Below are 18,066 nucleotides of genomic sequence, written 5' to 3' on the forward strand. Positions count from 1 at the left end.
TTCACCAGGGACAAGCTAAAGCATGTCCCACATTATTGTGCCTTCAGAATCGATTCCAGTGGCGTCTCCACCTCGACACGTACCGTCCGGCAATAATACCGGCCTTCGGGCAGATGATTATCGTATAAGAGATTCGATGGCCCGATCCCTTTCGTCTCGGTAATCTTCGCATCCGGTTTATCTGCCAGCAGAAGATCGCGCACATGGAATGCGCGGTCTTCGGACAGCTTCTGATTGTGCTGCAGTTCTCCCAGATTGTCTGTCGAGCCGATGATTGTGACCGTCGATGCCGGATAAAGTGACTTCTTCACAAACTGCGAGATCATCCGCTGATTTTGCCGATTGATATCGGACTGATCGAAATCGAATACAATGAGCGAGAGCCGGCTCAGTTCGAGCGGATTGACTGTCTTCGAGGCCGGCAGAGCAATGCTCACTGTGGATTGCGCGCCATTAGTGGCGCTCGCTGTAAGTTCGCACTGCAGTGAATCGTGCTCGTTCAATGTCTTCGCGATGGATTCAACTTGGCCGGCAGCAGGCTTCCACTCAATTGTTTGCGGCGGCGCATCTGTGCCGGCGGTTTCATACACGGTCGCGCCACTCTTGCGGATCGCAAGATGCCAATCACGCACACCAATTCGGCTCGTCGCAGTGAGACTGAGCGGCAATAGAGCCGGAGTCGCGGTCTCTTCACGGAATCGTTCGTGCACAATCGGACGTAGAATATCGCTCGAAGAGGAGAGCTCAACGCGCCGGTTCTCCTCGAAGCCCTCGGCATATTCCGTGCTCGAAGGATTCTTCGGCGTCGTGCTGGTCGTCACGATCAACCGTTCCGGAGCAATCCGCCATGCAGTCGCAATGTACTTGCGAACAGCTTCGGCCCGTGACATCGCAAGCGCAGCACCATTACCCTTCATCGCTCCTCCCTCGTTTGTTTCCTCGCGGCCATCGGTTGTACCGTTGATCGTGAGCGTCGCATCGGGATTCGCACGCATCCGGCCGCCAATCACATTCAGAATCTGATAATAGGACTCGAGCGACTTGTGCGGCAATTCATTTTCTCGAAATTGCGCAATTTCGAATGGCGTGAGTTGCGCGAAGCGGTCCGAGAGCGTGGCGCTCGCGCTATCGAAGAAGATGTACGGCAGAATCGGAAATGTTTCGGTCACCGTCGTCTCAATAATATGGAATGGCTCACCAGAAAGCGAGACGGCGGCCAGCTTCGGCGCCATCGTGCGCGGGTCCTCGCGTTGCTGAACGATGGGCGGCGGTGGTTTTGGCGGCGGAGGCGCATCGAAATGCGGAGGCTTGTTCCAGCGCAGGGCTATACTGGCATGAAGCGATACTACATGCCATCGGAACCCGCTCTCCACATTATTGAGTGGGTAAAAGTATGAGAGTTCCGGCGCAGCGGTTATCATTGTACTCAGCGGGACTTCATACCCAATCGTCCCGGTAAGCCCAAAGCTTGTTTGGATCCCGGGAATAACCCCAGAGCTGTCGGTTCGCGTCGTCGTACCGGTTTCCGGATAGAGCACGCCGGACGGCGAAAGAATCTTCTCGGTCTGGACGTATGTCGTCGAGCGCCCCATCGGCAATCCGGCATTGAAGCCAGCACCAATATACCCGGCAAATCTCGCCAGCGGTCGAAGGCGCAGACCACCCGAAATGTCGAAGTATGTTAAGCTTGCGCTGTAAGAGCTTTGCCGGACAAACGGGACGTAGTTATTCGTGTTCGGATCGAGCACCTGAAGATTACTCGAAAGAGCTTCGCCAAAGCTGCCTCCACGATCGGCCATGCCAAGACCGAATGTCAGGTCCAACCGCCGAAACGAGTTGAACGGCACTTCGCCAAAAAGTTGAGCAGCATAGCCGCTGCCCCGTCCGTTCGAGTATTGCCCACACGTGGGACAGATTGCGTCCGTGTTGTGGAAGTTCTCCAAATAACTCGCCCGAAACCCAAGATGGAACGGCGAGATGGTCATGTCCTGCGCAATCCCGGATCGGGTGAGCAGTGTAGCTATGGCGAGGACAAAGAAGATTCGCTTCATCTCACCACCACCATCCGTTGCGTAGCATGGTAATCTCCCCCTTGCAGCTCGATCACATACATGCCACTCGCCAGTGACTCCGTGCCAAACTCGATGTGATAGGAGCCATGTTGGATCGTCTTATTGCCATCGAGCAACGTCAGCACACTCTGACCGACACTGCTCAGGACGCGCAACGTCGGCTGCGAATCTTCCAGCAGTGACACGTCGAGCGATACCCGCCCTGTGGTTGGATTCGGAGTCGGCACTGTCATCGCATTCAGTCCCTCGTGAAAGATTAGCCGCGAAATACTGCAGCGCCCCGCAATGGCAACGGTTGTTGTGTCGCCGATCGGGATCGGCTTGATAAACATGATCGAATCGCTCGTGAACCGGCCCGGAGTCAGCAACATGGTCGAGAGAATGCTATCGGGGACCGTAATGAGAAACTTGGCACGCGCGATTTCACCCTGCGCAACGTCCTGAGACTCCGGCAAGAGAATGTCGAGCGCACCGGTTTGATCGGTCACCCTTGCGGTCGCATACGCTGAAGACATACCGAGATATTCCAGCGAGCGCGCGTCGTATGTCAGAGCGAACCGCATGTCCAGCGGCGTGAGCGGCACCGAGCGATCGATCAGAATCGGCAGCTCGATCGTATCCGCAATGCGACCTCCAATGGAGTCTATCGACATGACAGTAGGCTTCAACTCAAGCTTAAATGGAAACGGCGGCGCATATCCATAGCTCTGGAGATGTCCGGTATCGATCGTATAGCAGGCGGCGTGACCCGGCCAATTGACCGACGTGTTTGCGGTGATCGTCGTGTCCCACGCGCTGTCGGCACGCGGACAGAACCGGATCGTGAGCGTGACGGAATCACCCGGCGCAATCGTACTTCCAAAAGGCGCGCTCGGTGGCACAACCGAGTGCCATGGCGGCAGACCGGTCAGCGAGTCCAAACGCACCGGCATAAAGCCCGTATTATGGACCGTCACGGTTTCATCACCGCATTGCTTCACGTTCACGGTATCGAAGTCCGTGACTTTGGTGAGTGCGATCGTGGGCTCGTCGATCTCGATCCAGCGACGGTCGATCCCGGCGACGATCTTGAAAAACACGATGGAATCACTTTCGAAATCGATACTGTCCAGCGTGATGGGGAATACCTTTGGCCCGCCAATGACTTTGAGCCGCACCGTATTGATTACGCCGGCGGAAACACCGCCGGCCTTCGTGATCGCGACACCAGCGCCATTAATGGTGTCGCGGGCGCTGATGGAATTCGTATAGGTTGAGGATGCGCCAAGCACCTGCAACTCGGTCGTATCATACCCGAGATGATAGAACAGGTCCATCGGCTCCAGCGGCACATCGCGACTCGTCAGGATTGGCAGCACCAGAGTGTCGCAAATCGAAAGGTGGACCGTATCCTTCCCGATTCCGAGCGTATCGAACATGGCCAACTGCAGGCCATACGCCGGTGCGAAGCCCGAGCCCATCACGAGCACCGTCGAATCGAAGCCGCCGCATGGATGTGAAGTCCAGAGCCGCATTCGAGCAACATAGAGTTTCGGCGCGCGCGGGAAGAACCCGAGCCTGATCTTGAATTTCTGAGTGCGTTTGATCGTCCAGGGCGGCAGGTTGCCCATTGAATCCCGCGCGGAAAATACCTGCTGATCGGGATCGAATGTCACAGAATCGATCTGAATATAATCCCCATCCGGATTGAGCGTGATATCCGGCACCGTAATCGTAACGGCCTGAGGCTGCGCGGACGTATCGACCCGCGTGGCCGGAAATTGAACTTGCGAGACATTCGGTTGAAAATTCATCTCGCGCCGCCCCGAAAGCATCGTTCGAAACTCCGTCGTCCATCCCTGAGAGTGAGCGCTGATATGCAGCGTGTCATTCTTAATGAGATTCGCTTTCGTCGCAGGGATATCCGGACAGAAGGTAACGATCAGGGTGTCGGCAGATTGCGCGCCGATCGTCTTCGGCAACGAGCGATCGCCGGTCGATTTCCACTGCCAGTGGAAAGTCGATGGCACCAGATTCGTGACGCCAAATCCATCGACCCAAACGGAGTCGATCGAGATCGGGACGAAATTGCTGTAGTTTGGCAGCGGGACTTCACGAGCGATACAATCGCAAGGCCGCACGAGTCCGTAGTTCATAAAGCTCACGGGCACCTGAAGTTTTACGGATTGTCCATGCCCCGTCAGCATTCCTGTAAGACTCATGGTGCATGGCGAATCCACCTGCACCGTGAAATTTGCGTTGTAATCGGAGTCGCCGGTCGGATCGAACTCGACCTGCAGCCACAACGAGTCACGCGGTCCTAGCACAGTCGGCAGCGCGGGGTTGGTACTAAGCAACGCATATCCATACGGCACAGCAACGCTCGTGATCTTCTGTGGCACCGTACTCGCATTCTCGATCAAGATCGATTGCTGCTTATGCCAGCCGGCTTCGACGATGCCATACGTTGTTAGCGGCGTCACATAGAGCTTTGGAGCGACGCTCGTCGCACGGACAATAATATTATAGACCTGACCATCCGAAAGCGTAACAGAAATATACACTTCGTCCGCACGATCGTTCGCTAAATCGTTCGGCGTATAGACTATGTTAAAGACGTAAATCGAATTATTGGCCATCGTACCAGCCGGCATCGGATTGACAAGCTGGAACTTCCCCGTCGGATCGATCAATTGACAATTTGTGATCGCGAGCGACTGGCCGGAGATATTCGTCATCGCAATGCTTCCCGTTTCGGAGCCGCAGCCAATCACGTTGGATATATCGAGATAAGACGGATTGAATGAGAATGCCTGAAACGTACCCATTCCACTGACCGGAATGCACTTCGTCTCATAACATCCCTCATCGAAGACGCAGAGCGTATCGTAGTACATTTGCGTCTGGCGAGGACGAAATGTCAGTTGAACCGGAAGTGTCTGGTGTGAGCTCAAATGCAGGGTCCGCCCGCCGGTGACTGTAAAGACATCGCCCATCCGCAAGTAAGCATCCAGATTCCGAACGTCGGTGCCACTATCGATCAGGTCGGCATTCTGCTGCGCGCTCTTACCGATGGTGACTGGACCGAAATTCACCGCTGGCGTGAGAAATTCGACATCGACCGAATATCCTCTTCCCGATAGGGTGACGGTCTTTGCCAGTTCACAGCCGTGATAGTTCGCGGTCACGCGCAACGTCCCCGCGAGCGGCCCCGGCACGAGCGGTCGGAACCGCGCATACGTCGGAAGATAGGCTGCCTTGGGAGCCAGCTTCATCGGAAGTGTAATTCCGGCGCCGAAGAAATTCGGTGGGTCGTAAATAATCGAATCAACAAACAAGGTATCGCTCGCAAGATCGCGATACTGAAAGGTCTGCGTTCCACTGATAAAGCCCGGACAAATCTCACCGAAGTTCATGGTGGTGATGGGACCTTTGCCACTGGCGAGTAAGAGCCCCAGGACATCTTGCACACGACCCGAGACTGGAATTACGCCGCTACCCGGACAGGTCTCGTCGCTCACGATACGGAGCGTATCAAGCAGGGTCTTCGATGAATCCAGCAGATCCATGCGTACCGTAATCGTCACGCAGGCCCCTTTCGGCAGCACGGTCGGCAATGCGGCCGAGGATCGCCAGGTAAAGTGACCGCTATCGAGTGAAATGTTCGAGATGGTGACGGTTCTCCCGCTCGGATTGCAGATCGTGAGCGTTGCTTCCGAATAGGTCGTGTTCTGGCATCCCACATAGATAGTATCGAGCGCAAGTTTATCGACCGAGTAGTTGAGTTCGGTGGTGCGCTGGATCTTCAAAGGGATGTAAATCGGATTGCCACAAGAGTTGGCGTTCGCAACTGCGATCCCGGCCGAGACAGGACCGATCAGGTCCGAGTGCATCTGCACCGTGAAGGTCGCAGGTATATTTTGTGCGAGCGTCAGCGTGTTGGTCGAAAGTTTGAAGAGCTTCGCATCGGCGCCATAGGTGCCTAGCGTCACACGATCGCCACAGGCAGAGCTATCGGTCAGCGTGATCGTAAAGGTCGTGTCTTCGGTGCAAATCAACTTCGCAGTAACCACGGCGGGTGACGCCTTGTAGGTAACTGGAATCACGCGGAGGCTGGTATCGCAAAACGCGCCGCTACGAAGAAAGCCTGTGTGATTGTTGCCGGTCGCATCGCACAAGAGTTGCGCAGACCGAGCCTCATTACACCGGTAATAAAGCTCAAGGCCAGGCTCGTTGCCGTTGAGCGAGATGATTCGCTGGCACGCAAGCTCTTGTCCGCTGAGGGCACGATGCCACAAGCGTATCTCATCGAGCTGCCCCAGAAACGCTCGATGCCGGAGAGTGTCATCATACAGCGCATTACAACTTCCGATCTGCAAAGGCAGCAGACGGTCCTCCGGCGTATGCAGTCGATTGCAGGGATACAAAGGATTCGTCGCCGTGGCGAGCAACATGCCATCGACATAAATCTTTGCGGCTGTGCTCCGCGCATCCCAAACAGCAGCGACATGACGCCAGCCGTTCGTATATAGATCGGGGACGGTCGCGATCGCAATGGTATTATCGCTATCACCTTTGTATGAGTTGTCCTTGCTTAACGCAAAGACAAGTTTTGTATCCTGTATATAGAATACCCACTGATCGTTGTTGTCTTTGTTCGGGCCCCAAAGTCCCGCGATATACTGGATCTTACCCGGCTGCTGCTCCGGTGCGATCCAGGCCTCGAACGTGAGCGCGGTATCCATCCCATAAATCCGGTAGGATGTGTCCACATCCACGTATTGCGCCCCCTTGCCATGCGATACCGAAATCGTGACCGCATGACCGACACATTCTTTATCTTTATCACAACTTGCTGGAAACTGCGCACGCGCGGAACAAGCCAATAGCAGTATGGCAACAATTCCGGGAAGGCTCCGCGCAATCCGACCGATCGGTCTCATCCAATTGGTCCTATTTGATGACTGTTACCATTCTCGTGACTTGTGCATCACCGGCACGCATCGATAGCACATAAGCCCCCGTTGGCACATTGGCAGCTATCGGCAGCGCATAACTCCCGGCGATGAATGGCTGCTCGGTGATCAGCTGCACAATTCGGCCATCCATGGATGTCATTTCAATCTTGACATACGCATTCCGTGGCAGGTCAAAGGCAATCGTGCCGGTTGCTGGCAATGGATTCGGATAGACGGCAAGCGACAGCGGGAGCGTGTTTGACTTCGCAACCCCAGCCTGCGGCTTGAACAGCCCCGGAAATGGCTCGAGCGTGCTATCCTTCATCACCGTCCGCGTGTCATCCAGCGATAACCCAAACCAATCGGTGAGCACCGCGGCATAGACTGTGCGATAATCGATTTGCCACGCGAGATCACCATTCGCATCCAGATGCGAAAGATCGGGAGTCTGACCGAAGACCGCGGAAGCGACTGCTGCGCCAAAGACAAACTGCACGGACGCAGCACCATGATCGGTGCCGTAACTCGCGTTCTCTTGCGGACGTCGACCAAACTCGCTCATCGTCATTCCGACGACACGCTTCGAAACGTCCATCCCGGCAGCATCGAGTTGAAGCAGATCGTACTGGAACTGCGCGACTGCATCCGAGAGTGAGTGCAACAAATTCGAATGAGCACCCTGGCCGGTCCCTCCGGGACTTGCCTGACTCACGTGAGTATCGAATCCTCCAAGACTAACGTAATAGATTCTCGTATCCAATCCACCCGCAATCAGCGCAGCAACGCTTGCCATTTGCTGCGAGAAGCTATCGGAGCCATAGGCTCCCTTCAGCTTGGCTTTGCCGGCAGTGTATGCATCCTTCACGCGTTGCGCGTAAATATTCGAGCGGTTGGCGATATCTTGTACAAACGCATACTCCGTCGCATATCGAGTTCCGGTGGCCTGATCGTCGAGCGTATCGTTGGCCGCGCTGAGACCGCCAGCCTGCAAGCTTGGATTCGCAACCTCGATGCCCATGCGGCCCTTCTCACTGGTCAGCGCCAGTGAGAATCCTCCAAAGTTGATCGCGAGGGGATCGGCCGGAAGTGAGTTTGGAAAATTGGGATACTGCCGTTCGAGAAATCGGCCGAGCCAGCCGGTGTCGAGCACATCCTGTGCGTTGCTATCATTGATACCCGAGAGCCAGATGTCCGTCGATCGAAAATGCGAAAGATTGGGATTATCGTAGCCAATCCCTTGAATGATCGCGAGCGTGCCGACGCCAAGCATTCCGGCAAAGCCCGTTTGTCCATTGCCACCGGCCCGGGCAAGACCAGGGTTCAGATAGCCGTTGCCATAGTTATACAGATTCTGTTTCAGGATTCCGATGCCATTGGTCGGATCGCGAAGCACATAATATTGCGGGTCATCGGCTGGTACCACCGTGTTCAGCCCATCATTGCCGCCGAACATTTGGACAAAGATCAGAATCTTGTCATTGCTCGCATCGAGTTGCGCGAGCAAATGCAGTGGCGAAGAGGGCAGCGCATAGATCTTGTCCAGCAGCACGGGCGTCACCGCCGCTGCTCCCAATGCTCCTTGAAGGAAGGTACGTCGTTTCATAGTATTTCCGAAGTAACGAGTGATGGGTCCCGGGCAGGATGTAATGCCACAGTGCGGCCGTCGCTTGTTACGAGTTTTCCCTCACTGGTTAACAGAGTTCAAAATCAGGCAACGATGCCATGTCGCTCAGCAAATCGCGAAGATTGCGCGCCGCGGTCGCGTCACTACCGTTCAGGATGCTCGCCCATTCGTAGACTGGCGCTCCCGCCGTAAGCTTTGAGGCAAATGTCGTTTGTCGCTCGGTCGATAGTGGACGTGGAAGCAGTAGTTGCCCAATCTGCGTCACCAGCGCGTTCGCATCCGTGTAATTCGCAAACTGTTTGATAAAGGCGATCGCAGATGCATCATCCAACGTTTGAATGACCGCGCTCGCTTGCGTGCCCCGAATGGGATATGTATTCGTGGTGATCCAATCGTGATAGCCAGTCCATCCCGAGACGTTCGGCGGCTGGAAGAGTTGTTGCCCGATTGCAGTCATATTCGCATCCACCGGATAGCTCGCGACGAGCTGCTTCGCCATTCCGATCACATACTCCGCCGGCGACTTGATCTGCGCGCCAAGATTGGCATTGTCGAAAAAATGGGCGGACTTCAGGAGTGCCGAAATGACCGGCTTGATTTCCCAATTACTTTGGATCAGGAGAGCCGCCATAGCGGCGACCACGGTTTGATCTACCGAAGCCGGGTCACTATAGACAAAGAACCGGTATAGCTTCGTCGAGAGAAACGTCGCAATGGCTGGACTCCGCTGTGCAAAGAGCACATCGACCAGCCGATCGATCTCGTTCTTCTTGACCAGAAATTCCGTATTCGTCGAGGTATCGATCGGTGGAAACTGCTGGCCCAGATACGTCTTGCCGCTGGTATCGTGATCGGCAGGACTAAAATACGTATTGAAAATACCATGCGGAGCGGGCGCATCTGTATACTGACCAACGCGCCAGCCGCTCAGGATCTTTGCCGCCTGCTGGACATCGCCTTCAGTGTACTGACCGAGTCCGCAGGTATACAGCTCCATGAGCTCCCGCGCATAATTCTCATTTGGATGGCTCCCGCTATTCTCGTTGCCACCCAGGAAGATAAGCATGGCGCCATCGAGCGTGACAGCCTTTACCAGGTCTTGAAAATTGCCTAACGCGTTCGAGCGAAAGAGCTCGTTTTGCCGGTACAGAAGTGGTGCTATTGTATAATCGAGATTGCCGAGATCAAATTGTGTCGTGAAGTGACTGCTCCAGAAGAAGGTCATCTTCTCCTGAATCGAAGTCTGGGCATTCAGTTGCAGAGCAGACCACCAGGCTCGTAACGCTGCCGCATCGGCTGCCCACTGACCAAATATTCCGTACTGCGCCTGAATCGCAAGCGGGTATGGGTTCTCGGTTTGGTCATTCGCGGCGGCTGGGGGTGTTGGAGAAGTTGTTCCAGACAAAAGCAAATCAACCGCGGTCCCTGGATCGGCATGTGTGAGGAGTGTCTGGATGTCCGCCCACGTCGGGCCCATCATTGTTCGGCGCAGCAAGTGCCCGGCCCGATAGGCATCCCACGGCGAGTTCGCGTCCGGTACAAACGGATCCAAGCCGGATGTCAGCGGTGCGAGGCGATTCTTCGAGGAGCTTGGTTTCCAGGCCGTAAGAAATCCACGGCGTGAAATAGCAGTCTGCGACATAAGACAATCCGATAGTGGCGGCGCGATGGACGATCCCCTGACGACTTCAGGGCTTACCCATAGAGGGCGGCAAAATGGCAACGCGAAAGATCAACCGAACGGCCGAGCGGATTGATTCCGATCAACGCGATAACGACATAATTCCACCCGTGGGAAGAACACGGTGTGGCGAGCAAACTCACATTTTAGTATTCGTCTGAATGCATTGATGAACGATCAGCCACGCCGTTCGAGGCATAGGGATCGATATCACCGAGATAGGACTCGATCATCCGCTCGATCAAGCGCACCTCGTTGAGTTCGAGCGCGACATAGATTGGCTCCCGCTCGCTCGTGCGCTCGGCGTCGCGGACTTTTTGGCTCAAGGCCATCAAACGGTCAAGAGTTGCGATCATCTGGGGTCTCTCCAAGTGGATGAGTCCTTGTGAAAGCGAGGGCTCATCCACAGCTTGTGAACAAATGGCTGTGGACAAATATACGAATCTATTTGCCGGAATGCAATAGGTGCCCGTGAAAAATGAGCAGGATTCAGCAAATAGTTATCCACAATCTTATGGTTACCCGTAGTTATCCACACTTCCGGAGCATTCGGCATTACTAATAACTCGGACTTCCGATTCGTGCCCGATCTTGACATCGTGTTCCCTCACCTCGACTCCCGAGATCTGGACCAGATCGTATCGCTCCAGCTTCGTAACGGGTCGATTTGTCGTTGACTTATCTCGTTTGTTCATGACATATTCCCACCGCCCAAGCTCGTTGCAGATGAACCCACGATGGCGCCCCTTTTCATCGAACCGCTCGCTGACGACACGCCCAACAGAGCTGAGATCGCGGTGGGCCTGGAAACTGTCCGAGAGGTTCACATCCTCACGGAGAAAGACTGCATACGTCGCTTTGAGCGAGAGCCGAAGTGTCCCGGCAACATCATCGATCGTCTGGATAAAGCCGGGGCGCTTCCAAGGTATCTCGGTATGGCACCAGTTGTTCTCATCCTCGAGTGCCGGGCAGTCGCCGCTCCGACAACACGGCGAGAACACATGGAAACCGGCTGCGACCATCCGGTCCCGAAATCTCAGCGCCCGGCGAGAGACTTCTCTGCTCGCCGGCTCGATCATGATTGCCGCGCCGTGCTCCGCGAGCGATCGATCGATGAATGCAATTATTTCCGCATCCTGCATTTCATCTATTTCCCCAAGGACATTCATCAACGAGATTAAGTCGAATGTGCGATCATCCTTCGCGATGGCAAGCGCGGTTAAATCGATCTGGGATGTCGATACGCGAAGATCGAGTGACATTTTTAGATTAGATGCAAACTGCCCGACCGTCCGCAGATTTCGCGCGAGCTTATCCCGCGCATCGGCGTGAAGTGTACTGATGGCTGGCTGTTCACGTTCGAGATAGGTCGCCAGCCCCCAAATTGCCGCGCCCGTCCCCGTACCAAGATCGAGATGGTGAAGCTCCGAACGATTCGCGAAAAATCCGGAGCGTGCAAGCTCGCGTAATGGCGGCCAAAGCTTCAGAAGATTGGTCGTAGTATAGTAGAGAAAATACGCCTGCTGTTGATCCTCATCGCGCAAGTATTCGGAGCGAACAAATTCCTCGCGCGACTTCGTCAGTCCCTCCGAAAGTTGGATCACATCCCGCGCAATCCTCGCAAGCTTCGTTCGGGTCTCCTTGCTTGCTGGTCTATCGTCGATAAGCCGCAGGCCAAGAACCTCTTCGAGCGCTACGGTGTACTCTCGTGGCAGTTGTAACATGGAAACCGCAACACGTCAAACAACCAGTGTCGCTCCGCAGCTTGCCGCCGGAGGAGAACTTCCAGCTCAAACGATTGCGCCGCGCAAACGCCGTTGGTATTCATGGTTGTGGCGGATTGCGCTGATTGCGCTCGCGATTCCCATCGTTCAAGTCGCCGCACTGCGGTTCATCAATCCGCCCGTCACGACGATGATGGTCTTCCGAATGTTCGATCATTTGTTCGCCGGCGAGCGGATCACATGGTCGCATACAAATCTTGGTCGCAACGAAATTTCGCCATATCTCTACTCCGCCTTCGTTGCCGGAGAGGACCAGCGGTTCTATCAGCATCATGGCTTCGATCTGGTCGAGATTGAAAAGGCACAGCAATCTCACGCCCGACACCCGAACCGCCCCATGCGCGGCGCGAGCACGATCTCGCAGCAAGTCGCAAAAAATCTTTTCCTGCCACCATGGCATAGCTTCATTCGCAAAGGTGTCGAAGCCTATTACACCGTGCTCATCGAGTTCATGTGGCCGAAAGAGCGGATCCTCCAGATGTATGCGAACGTGGCGGAGTTCGCACCGAATGTCTATGGCGCGGAGGAAGGTGCACTATTCCACTTCAAACGTCATGCAGGCCAACTCACACAGCAGCAGGCCGCGCAAATGGCCTCGGTGCTCCCGAACCCAAAGCGATGGAGTGCTTCCCATCCATCTGCGTATATCCAGCGCCGGGCTGCCCGTATCCTGCGCCAAATGCGCGGCATCCCGAGTGATGAAGATGAAGATGGCGAACCGGATTAGAAATAGCGTGACGCTATAGCGTGACGCTCACCGCGCGTAAAACGTGATGGACGATCGCATCACAGCGCGCATTACCGAATTCATAAAGATCCGGGCCTACGTAATCGCGAAGCCGGGCTTGCAGTAGTCTTCGCGAGCGATGAAGTCTGACCTTCACATTCGATTCTGAAATTCCAAGACTTCGGGAAATATCGGCGATACTCATGTCCTCGATTTCGCGCATGACATAGACAATGCGGTGATCCTTCGGCAATTGTTCGATAGCGTGTTCGATGACACTCCGCAATTCGCGGCGCAGCAACTCCCGCTCGGGCGTCGGCGATGGAGAGGCTATGTGTTCGGCTGCATCGAGACCCAGACCCTCTAATTGTCCTTGCTCGCTAATGGCCGGCCGTTTCTTTCGAAGGAACATCAGACCCTGATTGATGAGAATGCGTGTCAGCCAGGTTGCAAACGCACTCTCCCCGCGAAATTGCGGAAGCTTCAGATATGCCTGAATATACGTTTGCTGCAGCAGATCGTCACACTCGATATCCGGAATGCCCAGGCCGCGCGCAATCCGGTAGAGCCGCTGATTGTATCTCTTCATCAACACCGCAAAAAGTGCAGCCTCTCCGGCGACGATTCGCTGGGCCAATTCCTGGTCGGTCGGTCCCTTCTGTACGCTGGGCTTCTTAATCGGCATGTGCGTTTCCTTAACTGTAACCTTTTCTGATTAGATGCATCCACAGCGCGTACGTTACAATGTGCCTCACTCAATCGAGAAAAATCATGCAAACGACACACCGACCAGCAATTCTTCTTACACTTGCCAACTTGGCCTTACCTTTATGTCTACTCTTTCCGGGTGCGGAGAACCGGCTCGAAGCTTCGAGAAGCTGGAGAGAGTGAGCGATCCCTCGGCCGCGCGGACGGCAGCAAAGTATTATACCACCGTGAAGAAATTGAATCTTTCAGAGCAGCAAAAGCTCGATTTGGTCGAATGCTTGGAATCGCTATAAGCGATTGTTGTAACCAATGCACATTTGGTGCATCTAATGCGCGTAGGTTACAAAATTCTCAAACAAAAACATCTTATCCAATGCTTACTGTATCTATCGTACTCTTTGCAGTCGCCGCCGTCTTCGGGTTGATGAATTTGATCGCCGTACTCAAAAGCCAGGCGACCAACAAGGCCGTCGTCTATCTGCACGGCCTCGTTGCAGCCACCGGTTTGGTGCTCCTCATTGTATATGCGATGGGCGCCGACGCCAGGAGTGTCTCGACGAGCATTACACTCTTCGTCATTGCGGCGCTCGGCGGATTTCTCCTCTTCGCACGTGATCTGATGAAAAAGGCCGGACCGAAATGGCTCGCGGTCGTCCACGGGCTTATTGCCGTCGCCTCGTTTCTTATTTTGCTGACAGTAGCATTCGGATAATTCATCAACAACATGCTGCGCGATCTATTGAGGGGGAAGCTCTTCGGGCATCCCATCCACGTCATGCTCGTACACTTTCCCGCTGCACTTTTGCCAACGGCGGCAGCATTCGATGCGCTAGGCATCTTCGGACATCTGTCGTTCATGCTGGACATTACGCTGCTTCTTTGGCCCGGCGTTACCATGGGATGGCTCGCCGTTGGCTTTGGCTTATGGGATCTAATCCGTCTGCCACAAGCCTCGCCCGAACTGTCGATGGGATTAGTGCATGGCGGTATTAACGCATCGGCCTTATCAGGATTTACCTGGGCATTATTCCTCGCCTCGCACCCAGGCGATCAGGTCATTCGCCTCGCCGTCGAACTCCTCTGCACGGTCTTGATGCTCGTTGGCAATAAATTTGGAGGCGATCTAATATTTCGTTATGGAGTTGGACGCACAAAGCCAGGTGCAATCAACCAATAAACTGCCGGACAATTTGCATCTCCAAATCGTGCTCTCGTCACTCAACCCTTTCAATCCACGCATCGCCATTTGCTTGCCTGGTAAGCATGTTCGAAGCCCCCTGGCCAACGGCGTGTGTGCACGCCCCGCAACGCGTATGCACCGGGCGCCGAGGCGTTCAAAATCATGCGAGGCAACTTCTTCGTCCAAGCAGTTAAAGATATGGGACACATCCGAGATGATTTCGCATGCCGAAATCCGTATGGGCAGAATCCTTGCCGGGCTCCGCTTGTTAGCACGCGCTCAAGAAAGGAAACGCAATACTCCCATGCCAGAAACAATGATCGCCCTTCGTAAGACCAAACGGGCTCGGGGCGCTGAAATCCAGGAAATTCCGATCCCCGAGATCAAGCCCAATGAGGTCCTCATCAAAGTGCAAGCATCCAGCCTATGCGGTACCGATGTCCATATCTATGAATGGGACGCCTGGGCACAATCACGCGTTCTGAACGTCCCCTATACCGTGGGCCACGAAACGACCGGGGTGATTGTCAAAAAAGGCAGCGTTGTTTCACGGGTCCAGGAAGGCGATGTCGTTTCGGTCGAGACGCATATCCCATGCCTACACTGCAAACAGTGCATGACGGGACAAATGCACATCTGCCACAATCTCAAAATTTTGGGCGTCGATACGAACGGTGCGTTCGCTGAGTATCTCGTCGTGCCGGAAGTTGTACTCTGGAAGAACGACACGACGATCCCGCCTGAGTATCTCAGTATTCAGGAGCCACTCGGCAATGCGGTACATGCGACCCTCATCGAACCAGTCCACGGCAAGAGTGTCGTAATTCTGGGCGACGGCCCGATCGGCCTGTTTTCCGTCGGCGTGGCTCGTGCTTCCGGTGCCACACAAATTTTCCTTACGGGGATCGAGCCGTTCCGACTCAACATTGGCAAGCAGATGGGCGCCGACCGTATTATCAATGTTGCCAATGAAGATGCGGTCTCAATTGTCAAGGAAGCGACCGGAGGAATTGGTGCTGATGTCGTGATCGAGATGTCCGGTGTACCCAGCGCGATGCAGGATGGCATTAAAATGCTCCGCCGTGGCGGGCGCTATTGCTACTTCGGCATCTTCAAGGAGAACTTGGTCCCGACACCGCTCAATGATATTATCTTCAATGGCGGCCGCTTCTATGGCATTAATGGCCGGCTCATGATGGACACCTGGTTCACAGTCTCGAACTTACTCTCCTCAGGCCGATTGAATGTCCGCCCTGTTGTGACACACAAGATGCCACTTACAAATTTCGAAGAGGCATTCGAACTCATGATCGAATCGCCGAAGAAAGTCGGAAAGATCGTGCTGTTTCCGGATGTCTCGTTTATGAAGAACGGTCACGCCTGAGGCCTTCCACTGCAATAACGCAAAAGGGACGTGCAGTGCACGTCCCTAAATTGACCGGTTCGTAATCAGGTTACTTTCCGGTTTTGTCCTTCAGCAGCTCGTGGCGGTTCTTGGTCAAATTGCGGTGCACTTTGCGAATGTTCTTCACGTCCTTCTTCAAATCTTTCACATCGGCCTTGGCTCCTGTTGTATTCCCGCTCTTCAGATCGTTCCGAAGTGTGGCCTTATCCTTGGCAATATCCTTTCGCAGCGCATGTTGAATGCGCTTGTCGCGACGCACAGCTTTAGCGTCCTTTTTCAAATCATGACGTACGGAATCGGGCGCAAATGCCAGAGTGCGGGCCTGTAGGGCCTGAGTACCAAGCATGGATGCGCCAAATGCGAATATCGCGAGCATAATGAGCCGGCCGATCAGGCTGGAGTGTTTCGATGCAAGTTTCATAGGTTACCTCTCAAACGAAGTTGGTTATTGGGAGTGAAGGTTATGCCTTCGTCATTTCATGATATGACGCCGAATCAGCTCGGTGGTTTAAGTCCGGCATCTCGATGTTTGAGTCAAACGATGCCATTTCTTCGTATCTTTCGTTTTGAGAGTAACGGCGCAGAGTCCTCTCTGCGTATCCGTCCAACAAAATCATTCGCTCCTATGAAGAAGTCACTTCTCATTAGCAGTACCGTTGTTGTCATCGCATTACTCATCATGGGGTTCGAAGGAAGCGATCGGAAAAAGCTGATCGCGGTCGAGCGTGCCGGCACCGGATGGCATACGACGATCTATATCAATCCCAATCAGGTCGTCGGCTTCGAGCAGGCACAACCAAATATGGATGGCGCAAACACGCGGATCTATTTCGGCTCGCCATCGCGCGGCGTCGATGATAAGACCATCGTGCTTGGCGTCACAAACGATTTTAACGAGTTCAAAGACGCCATGGAACAGGCGCTGCCGTAATCGGAACGTCACATTCTCCCAGAAGATAGCGAACTTCCACCGCCGTCTCCTTCGTTCAGGCGCGGCACAATTCCTATTCCCATTTTTCTAATTCCGCATTTCTATTCCTGCCTTGAACTTATTACAAATCGGCCACTCCCCGGATCCCGACGATGCTTTCATGTTTTACGGCTTTGCCACCAAGAAGGCAACCATCCCGGGATACGAGATCGACCACGTGCTCGATGATATTCAGTCGCTGAACGTTCGCGCGATGTCAGGCGAACTGCCTGTTACGGCGATCAGCGCGCATGCCTATCCGTATGTGGCCGACAAATACTGGATTATGAAAACCGGCGCCTCAATGGGTGAAGGCTATGGTCCGATTATCGTCTCGAAGAAGTATAAGACGATTCAAGAACTCGAAGCTGACCCGAATGCGGTCATCGCGCAACCCGGCAAGCTGACCACGGCGAATCTTTTACTTCGCGCCTGGTTTGGGCATATCCAGTCTCGCGAAATGGCGTTCGATGCCATCATTAGCGCCGTGCTCGATGGCTCCGTAGATGCAGGATTGCTCATCCATGAAGGCCAAATCACCTGGAAAGACTATGGCTTGAACAAGCTGGCCGATTTCGGAGAAATCTGGCAAGAGAAGACCGGCGGCTTGCCACTTCCGCTCGGACTCGATTGCGTGCGCAAAGACCTGGGCGAAGAGATGGCTCGCATCATTTCACAATCACTTCGCGATTCAATTAAGTGGGCCTATCAGGACGAAAAAGAATCCGTCGAATACGCACTGCAATGGGGCCGCGGCATCGATGCGGACACTGGCGCTCGATTCGTCAAAATGTATGTCAATGATGTAACCATCGACATGGGCGAGCGCGGCAAAAAGGCGCTGGAGTACCTATTCCGCTTGGGATCGGAAGCTGGGATTATTCCTGAAGTCGGTGAAATACACCTGTATTAACAGGTAATGTGGCGCGTCCCCCTGTTGGGTGAAGCGCCGTTAATGTCCCGATGAAACCAGCTACG

General features: G+C 54.4%; 15 protein-coding genes. 7 read left to right on the forward strand and 8 right to left on the reverse strand.

Annotation, left to right across the window (positions count from 1 at the left end):
- Nucleotides 1-32 precede the first annotated feature (32 nt).
- The 6 genes from Q8902_09405 to Q8902_09430 all read right to left on the reverse strand — a co-directional run bounded on the left by Q8902_09405 (nt 33) and on the right by Q8902_09430 (nt 12,038).
- Nucleotides 33-2,051 (reverse strand): OmpA family protein, encoded by a 2,019-nt coding sequence (locus Q8902_09405; protein ID MDP4199775.1) that lies wholly within the window; start codon nt 2,049-2,051, stop codon nt 33-35.
- Nucleotides 2,048-6,994: a choice-of-anchor D domain-containing protein gene (locus tag Q8902_09410; protein MDP4199776.1), complete on the reverse strand. Its 4,947-nt coding sequence runs from the start codon at nt 6,992-6,994 to the stop codon at nt 2,048-2,050. Before Q8902_09410 ends, Q8902_09405 begins: the two co-directional genes overlap by 4 nt.
- 10 nt (nt 6,995-7,004) lie before the next feature.
- Nucleotides 7,005-8,612, reverse strand: a complete 1,608-nt coding sequence (locus Q8902_09415) for a DUF1501 domain-containing protein (GenBank protein ID MDP4199777.1) — start codon at nt 8,610-8,612, stop codon at nt 7,005-7,007.
- An 88-nt stretch (nt 8,613-8,700) separates the two neighbouring features.
- Complete coding sequence (locus Q8902_09420; GenBank protein ID MDP4199778.1) at nt 8,701-10,275, reverse strand: DUF1800 domain-containing protein; 1,575 nt, start codon at nt 10,273-10,275, stop codon at nt 8,701-8,703.
- A 185-nt stretch (nt 10,276-10,460) separates the two neighbouring features.
- The gene (locus Q8902_09425) at nt 10,461-10,670 is read right to left on the reverse strand and encodes a hypothetical protein (protein MDP4199779.1); all 210 of its coding nucleotides are present in this window, start codon (nt 10,668-10,670) and stop codon (nt 10,461-10,463) included.
- A gap of 162 nt (nt 10,671-10,832) precedes the next feature.
- Entirely contained in the window at nt 10,833-12,038 is a 1,206-nt protein-coding gene (locus Q8902_09430) for a small ribosomal subunit Rsm22 family protein (GenBank protein MDP4199780.1), read from the reverse strand.
- Here Q8902_09430 and mtgA point away from each other — a divergent pair.
- Nucleotides 12,037-12,825: a monofunctional biosynthetic peptidoglycan transglycosylase gene (gene mtgA, locus Q8902_09435; protein MDP4199781.1), complete on the forward strand. Its 789-nt coding sequence runs from the start codon at nt 12,037-12,039 to the stop codon at nt 12,823-12,825. The two genes, Q8902_09430 and mtgA, sit on opposite strands and share 2 nt — an antisense overlap.
- Nucleotides 12,826-12,838: 13 nt before the next feature.
- Here the strand turns inward: mtgA and Q8902_09440 are convergent, their stop codons facing one another.
- Nucleotides 12,839-13,510, reverse strand: a complete 672-nt coding sequence (locus Q8902_09440; GenBank protein MDP4199782.1) for an RNA polymerase sigma factor — start codon at nt 13,508-13,510, stop codon at nt 12,839-12,841.
- Nucleotides 13,511-13,655: 145 nt separating this feature from the next.
- Between Q8902_09440 and Q8902_09445 the strand changes: the two genes are divergently transcribed.
- The 4 genes from Q8902_09445 (at nt 13,656) to tdh (ending at nt 16,097) form a co-directional block, all read left to right on the forward strand.
- A complete protein-coding gene (locus tag Q8902_09445) occupies nt 13,656-13,826 on the forward strand; it encodes a hypothetical protein (GenBank protein MDP4199783.1) in 171 nt (56 codons plus the stop codon).
- A gap of 80 nt (nt 13,827-13,906) precedes the next feature.
- Entirely contained in the window at nt 13,907-14,245 is a 339-nt protein-coding gene (locus tag Q8902_09450) for a hypothetical protein (GenBank protein ID MDP4199784.1), read from the forward strand.
- Between the two features lie 12 nt (nt 14,246-14,257).
- Complete coding sequence (locus Q8902_09455; GenBank protein ID MDP4199785.1) at nt 14,258-14,710, forward strand: DUF2231 domain-containing protein; 453 nt, start codon at nt 14,258-14,260, stop codon at nt 14,708-14,710.
- A 307-nt stretch (nt 14,711-15,017) separates the two neighbouring features.
- The gene (gene tdh, locus Q8902_09460; protein ID MDP4199786.1) at nt 15,018-16,097 is read left to right on the forward strand and encodes an L-threonine 3-dehydrogenase; all 1,080 of its coding nucleotides are present in this window, start codon (nt 15,018-15,020) and stop codon (nt 16,095-16,097) included.
- A gap of 70 nt (nt 16,098-16,167) precedes the next feature.
- Here the strand turns inward: tdh and Q8902_09465 are convergent, their stop codons facing one another.
- Entirely contained in the window at nt 16,168-16,539 is a 372-nt protein-coding gene (locus Q8902_09465; protein ID MDP4199787.1) for a hypothetical protein, read from the reverse strand.
- Nucleotides 16,540-16,743: 204 nt separating this feature from the next.
- On the opposite strand from Q8902_09465, the gene Q8902_09470 reads away from it, so the two are divergent.
- Both Q8902_09470 and Q8902_09475 read left to right on the forward strand, forming a co-directional pair.
- Nucleotides 16,744-17,049, forward strand: coding sequence for a hypothetical protein (locus Q8902_09470; protein ID MDP4199788.1), 306 nt, complete (start codon nt 16,744-16,746; stop codon nt 17,047-17,049).
- Between the two features lie 112 nt (nt 17,050-17,161).
- Nucleotides 17,162-18,001 (forward strand): MqnA/MqnD/SBP family protein, encoded by an 840-nt coding sequence (locus Q8902_09475; protein MDP4199789.1) that lies wholly within the window; start codon nt 17,162-17,164, stop codon nt 17,999-18,001.
- The last annotated feature ends 65 nt before the right edge of the window (nt 18,002-18,066 follow it).

The sequence above is a fragment of the Bacteroidota bacterium genome (assembly GCA_030706745.1).
Lineage (GTDB): Bacteria > Bacteroidota > Ignavibacteria > Palsa-1295 > Palsa-1295 > PALSA-1295.

Coding starts and splice junctions, on each gene's coding strand:
- Q8902_09405 (MDP4199775.1), bottom strand. CDS start 2,051: ATGAAGCGAATCTTCTTTGTCCTCGCCATAGCTACACTGCTCACCCGA.
- Q8902_09410 (MDP4199776.1), bottom strand. CDS start 6,994: ATGAGACCGATCGGTCGGATTGCGCGGAGCCTTCCCGGAATTGTTGCC.
- Q8902_09415 (MDP4199777.1), bottom strand. CDS start 8,612: ATGAAACGACGTACCTTCCTTCAAGGAGCATTGGGAGCAGCGGCGGTG.
- Q8902_09420 (MDP4199778.1), bottom strand. CDS start 10,275: ATGTCGCAGACTGCTATTTCACGCCGTGGATTTCTTACGGCCTGGAAA.
- Q8902_09425 (MDP4199779.1), bottom strand. CDS start 10,670: ATGATCGCAACTCTTGACCGTTTGATGGCCTTGAGCCAAAAAGTCCGC.
- mtgA (MDP4199781.1), top strand. CDS start 12,037: ATGGAAACCGCAACACGTCAAACAACCAGTGTCGCTCCGCAGCTTGCC.
- Q8902_09430 (MDP4199780.1), bottom strand. CDS start 12,038: ATGTTACAACTGCCACGAGAGTACACCGTAGCGCTCGAAGAGGTTCTT.
- Q8902_09440 (MDP4199782.1), bottom strand. CDS start 13,510: ATGCCGATTAAGAAGCCCAGCGTACAGAAGGGACCGACCGACCAGGAA.
- Q8902_09445 (MDP4199783.1), top strand. CDS start 13,656: ATGTCTACTCTTTCCGGGTGCGGAGAACCGGCTCGAAGCTTCGAGAAG.
- Q8902_09450 (MDP4199784.1), top strand. CDS start 13,907: ATGCTTACTGTATCTATCGTACTCTTTGCAGTCGCCGCCGTCTTCGGG.
- Q8902_09455 (MDP4199785.1), top strand. CDS start 14,258: ATGCTGCGCGATCTATTGAGGGGGAAGCTCTTCGGGCATCCCATCCAC.
- tdh (MDP4199786.1), top strand. CDS start 15,018: ATGCCAGAAACAATGATCGCCCTTCGTAAGACCAAACGGGCTCGGGGC.
- Q8902_09465 (MDP4199787.1), bottom strand. CDS start 16,539: ATGAAACTTGCATCGAAACACTCCAGCCTGATCGGCCGGCTCATTATG.
- Q8902_09470 (MDP4199788.1), top strand. CDS start 16,744: ATGAAGAAGTCACTTCTCATTAGCAGTACCGTTGTTGTCATCGCATTA.